Annotated in this window: 3 protein-coding genes and 3 pseudogenes; 2 read left to right on the top strand and 4 right to left on the bottom strand. The window is 66.8% G+C overall.

Annotated features, from left to right (window positions below; translation table 11 throughout):
* The coding region (locus MJ785_RS15055) for a fibronectin type III domain-containing protein (RefSeq protein ID WP_239381419.1) at nt 1-1,454 on the top strand (1,454 nt) is incomplete at its 5' end.
* Between the two features lie 279 nt (nt 1,455-1,733).
* Nucleotides 1,734-1,943: pseudogene (locus MJ785_RS22320) on the top strand (transposase family protein); the annotation flags it as partial.
* 90 nt (nt 1,944-2,033) lie between these two features.
* Here the strand turns inward: MJ785_RS22320 and MJ785_RS15060 are convergent.
* The 4 genes and pseudogenes from MJ785_RS15060 to MJ785_RS15075 form a co-directional block, all read right to left on the bottom strand.
* Nucleotides 2,034-2,447, bottom strand: coding sequence for a type II toxin-antitoxin system VapC family toxin (locus MJ785_RS15060; protein ID WP_239375591.1), 414 nt, complete (start codon nt 2,445-2,447; stop codon nt 2,034-2,036).
* Nucleotides 2,444-2,812, bottom strand: a complete 369-nt coding sequence (locus tag MJ785_RS15065; RefSeq protein ID WP_239375593.1) for a type II toxin-antitoxin system Phd/YefM family antitoxin — start codon at nt 2,810-2,812, stop codon at nt 2,444-2,446. Before MJ785_RS15065 ends, MJ785_RS15060 begins: the two co-directional genes overlap by 4 nt.
* Nucleotides 2,813-3,243: 431 nt before the next feature.
* Nucleotides 3,244-3,980: pseudogene (locus tag MJ785_RS22325) on the bottom strand (ATP-binding protein).
* Nucleotides 3,980-4,557 (bottom strand): annotated as a pseudogene (locus tag MJ785_RS15075) (IS21 family transposase); the annotation flags it as partial. The pseudogenes MJ785_RS15075 and MJ785_RS22325, both read right to left, overlap by 1 nt.
* Nucleotides 4,558-4,584: the final 27 nt, after the last annotated feature.

Genomic DNA, 4,584 nt, shown 5'->3' on the forward strand with positions numbered 1-4,584 from the left:
GCCCGGTCGAGGCTGTCACGGGCCGGTTCGTCGCCGAACGGAAGATCATTCTGGCCCAGAGTTCCCAGGAGTTCACCGTTGCGATGCAGAACGGCGGGCCCGGCGCGGGCACGGACCCCGGGCTGCTGCCGAACGGCTTCACGGTCAACGGTCAGGACGCGAACCCGCCGGTCGACAACGACCCGCCCACCGTGCCGGAGAAACTGCGTGCCACCGGCTGGGCCCCGCACAGCCTGCAGCTGACCTGGGACCCGTCCACCGACAACGTCGCGGTCGCCTCCTACGTGATCGAATACGGCACGCCCGGCGGGGAGACCCACACGTGGCCGACCAGAACCCCCGGCGCCACGGTCTCCCGGCTGAACTCGCTGACCGAGTACCGCCTGCGGGTCCGCGCGATCGATGTGTCGGGCAACCGCTCGGACCTGTCCGAGGAGATCTCCGCGACGACGACCGCGCCGCTACCTGACCCGGGCGACTGGGACGCACGACGCGCACCCTTCGTCGACTACACCGCCTGGCCGAACCCGAAAATCGCCGAATACGGCTCCCTGTCCGGCGTTGACGCGTTTTTCACCGGCTTCTTGGTAGCCCAGCCAAGCGGCGACAAGAAAGTCTACTGGGGTGGATACCCGAGCCTCGGTGAGGCCACCACCAGTGATTTCGGCAAGGAGGACATGAACGCCTTCGCCGCCCACGGCGGAAAGGTCATCCTCTCGTTCGGTGGCGCGTCGAACGTTCCCCTCGAGGACGTGGAGACCGATGTCTCCCGCATTGCGGCGACCTACCGGGCGATCCTCGCCAACTACGGCGCCACCTACCTCGACTTCGACTTCGAAGGCGGATTCATCCACAACCAGCCGGGCCTGGAGCGGCATGTCGCAGCCATCTCCCAGGTGCTCGCCGCCCAGCCTGGCCTGAAGATCTCCTATACCCTGCCGGTCGACGGCGCCCCGGGCAGCCTGGTCGGCTTCAACGACGGCGGGGTCCGGCTGCTGCAGCTACTCGCGGACGCCGGCATCCAACCATCCCTGATCAACGGCATGCTGATGGAGTTCGGCCAGACCTCCCCGCCAGACGCCTACGAATGCTGCGTGATCGCGCTCAACGGGATGTTCACGCAGATCGCCGCGGCCTGGCCGGGTTGGGACGAGCAGAAGGTCTGGCGTCGCATCGGCGCCTGCCCCATGTTCGGCCGGCACATCAACGGCAAGATCTTCACATTGGACCACATGCGTCGTCTCGTCGACTTCGCCCGGACGAACAATCTCGGCTGTCTCTCCGGCTGGGACGCCAGCCGCGACTACAACCAGGGCCGCCTGCCCGAGTGCGCCGATTTCAGCGGCTCGGACCTGGCTAAATGCACCTACGTCGAGCAGAACTCGTTCGACTTCAGTAAGATTATCGCCACCTACCAGCCGGAGCACATCCCGGCAGTTTCGCAACGACGGTAGGCCCGGCCTCCGGAACCGACGGGTGGCCTTGCCGCAGCCGGCCGTCGGTTCCGGCAGCACGACCGCCGCTCCCCGTTCCATCGGCCCAAGATCCTGTCGCTTCTCCAAGCCCTGAGCTTGACGGTGTGCCGGCTGCGCCGCAATGCCACCTACCAGGACCTTCACGGAGATTTCGAGATCGGCAGGACTACAGCCTGGGACTATGACCAGCCCATGGTCAAATTCCTCGCCCACGCGTTCGGCTACCCTGACGAGGGCGATCAAGAAGAGTTCCTGGCGATGCTCCTGGAAGGCACGGTTTGCTTGATCGACGGAACGCTGGTACCGACGTTGAGCTGGAGGCACCGCAGGGATTTGCTGCCCGGCAAGCACCGTCGCCACGGCGTTGACATCCGACTCTTCGTCGATCTGCCCGGCCGGTTGATCTGTGCTAGCCTCGCGTTCCCGGGCAGCTGGCACGACATGCATTGTTTTCGCGAGGCTGGCTGGGTCGACATGATTGCCCATGCCGGCGGGGGCCGGGGAATAGGAAACCTGGACGGCCGGCGAGCCGAATCAGTGAGCCACCGCGGATCCGGGTCAGCCGGTGAAGGGGTTAAAAACCCGGACATCAGTATACTCGAAATCCTTGGTGTTACGGGTGACCACTGTCCAGCCGTGGACCCCCGCCGTAGCCGCGATCAGTGCGTCGATCGTGGGGACCGGGTGGATTCTACGCTGCCTTCCCCACTGCCGGGTGATCGGGGTGGTAACCGGGACGATCCGCTCGCCGAATTCCTGGATGACATCGCTCAGCCAGTCCTCGACGATGGCCGCCTGCCGATGGTCACCTCGTTGGGACAGTTGCGTGATTCCCTGCTCGATTTCTCCTATGGTCAGCGTGGACAGGTACATGTGGCCCGACGGGGTCAGGGAGATCCATTCTGTGACGCCGGGGTCGCGCCTGCGTTTCCTGGTCTCGGACAGGACATTGGTGTCCAGTAGGTAGCTCATATATCATCACCGAGGTCGACTTCTCCCGGAAAGTCATTTTTCCGCTCAGCTTCGACCCCTTCCAGGACGGCGATGACGTCGTCGTCGAAATACGGGGGGCCGATGAGGAGCTCGGTGAGATTTTTCGCCGGCCTCGTCAACCTTCGGTACTCATCGACGTCGATGATGACGGCGATCTCTTCGCCATGCCGTGTGATTGTCTGTGGTCCGTCGACCTGCACGGCACGGAGTACCTCGCTCAGGCGTTGCTTTGCTTCCTGAACCTGCCAGTTCATGGCGGCCTCCAGCTCCACACGACAGATAGTCTGTCTAGACAGCACCGAGTCTATCCCCGTTGTGAGCGGGGATACGACGCTCGTGCTCACCAGCCCGTCCAGCCCTGGTCACCGTCCAGCGCGCCCGACCCACGTGGGTTGCGGTTGCCGTTGCTGGGGGCGGTGCCGGTGCCGGATGCGACGAGGTGCCTCCCTGCCCGGCGTTCGCGGCGACAATCGCCTGCTGGATGCCGGCGCCTGTCACAGACGTTTCCGCCACCGTGGTCGACCGAGGCTGGGCACGCTCCGGTTCTCGGTCAGTCACCCTGACCCGCGGGGGTGCCACGGCATACGTATTCGGAAGTCGCGTGTCAATGGCCATTTCGTTCTCCCCGTAGGCGGCCTGCGGTTCTCCCCACTGGCGGCCAGGGAAATCTCCCCAACGGCGGCCAGATAGCTCCCCGCCGTGGGTGAGGTGTCGATCAGATCAACGCCTTCACCCCCTTCCCGGAGGTGGCCTGGGCGAGCCAGAAGCTGTCACCCTAGGTCACGACGATGTGGGCGTGGTGCAGCAGCCGGTTGACGGTGGCGGTAGCCAGGGTCTTGGGCATCATCTCGTCGGACCCGGACGGATGCAGGTTGCCGCTGACCGCCAGTGCCCGGCGCTCGTAGGCGGCATCGACGAGCCGGTAGAAGCCCTTGGCAGCGTCCGGTGAGACCGGCAGCAGATCGATGTCATCCACGATGATCAGATCGGTGCGTAGTAGCCGGGTCATCACCCGGGTGATCGAGTCGTCGACCCGGTGGCGGCGGACCAGCACTCCGAGGTCTTCGATGGTGAACCAGGCCACCGTCATCCCGGCCTCGACGGCGGCCTGCCCGAGCGCTTCACAGAAGTGGCTCTTGCCGGTCCCCGACGGGCCGCAGATGCAGAGATTTTCCTTGCGCGCCAGCCACTCCAGCGTTTTCAGTGCGTCCTGGGTGGGGTGGGGTGTGGGATGGAAGAGGCGGTCTCGTCCCAGTCACCGAAGGTCTTCCCGGCGGGGAACGCGGCGCGTTTGCGGCGGGTCCGCAGGTTGACCGCGTCCCGGCCGGCGGCCTCTTCCGCGAGCAGGACACGCACGACCTCGGCCGGGTCCCAGCGCTGGGCCTTGGCGGTGGGGACCAGGTCGGTCAGGGCGCGCCGCAGGTGCGGTAGCTTGAGCCGGCGGGTCAGCTCGATCGCCTCGGCCAGCGGGTCGCCGGCCGAGCCCGAGACGGTGCGCAGCCCGGTGGCCATCACGCCTCATCCGCTTCGATGTCGCTGGCGCGGTCGGTGTCGGCGCCCGGCTGGGGTAGGCCGACGTTCGACCAGGCCGACGTTCCCGGTTGGAGGCTGTGACCCTCGCCGGCGCGGGTGGGTTCGCCGTGGTCGCGGCCGGCCTGGTAGGCCAGGATCCGGATCAGGTCGTTCTCGGCGAACCGGCCCACGATCGCCGCGGTCCCCAGCGCCTTGTCGACCTCGGCCTGGCCGTGCAACTTGGCCAGCGCGACGGCCTCGGCTATCTTCGCCCGGACGCGGCGGGCACCGATCGCGGCGGCCTCGGTCAGCCAACTCGCCGCACCCGGCCCGAGAGCCACCGAACGCGGCCTCGGCCGCGGAGGTGGCCTTCGCCGGTCCGCTCGGCCTCCTTGTCGCGCCGGGGCGGGTAGTGCTCGTCCTGAATAGAGGGTGTTCCCGGTGTCGACCGGGGGTGGTGGGCGACCTCGGCCGGCCCGGTCTCGCCCACCGCGGTCACGATCAGCTCATCGCCGGGGAAACGAGCCCAGACCCGAGTGTCGACCAGGCCGTGCGGCACCGAGTAGCGCACACCCTCCTACGCCGGCGACATCGACCTGGCTGG

The sequence above is a fragment of the Protofrankia sp. CiT1 genome (assembly GCF_917627335.1).
Lineage (GTDB): Bacteria > Actinomycetota > Actinomycetes > Frankiales > Frankiaceae > Protofrankia.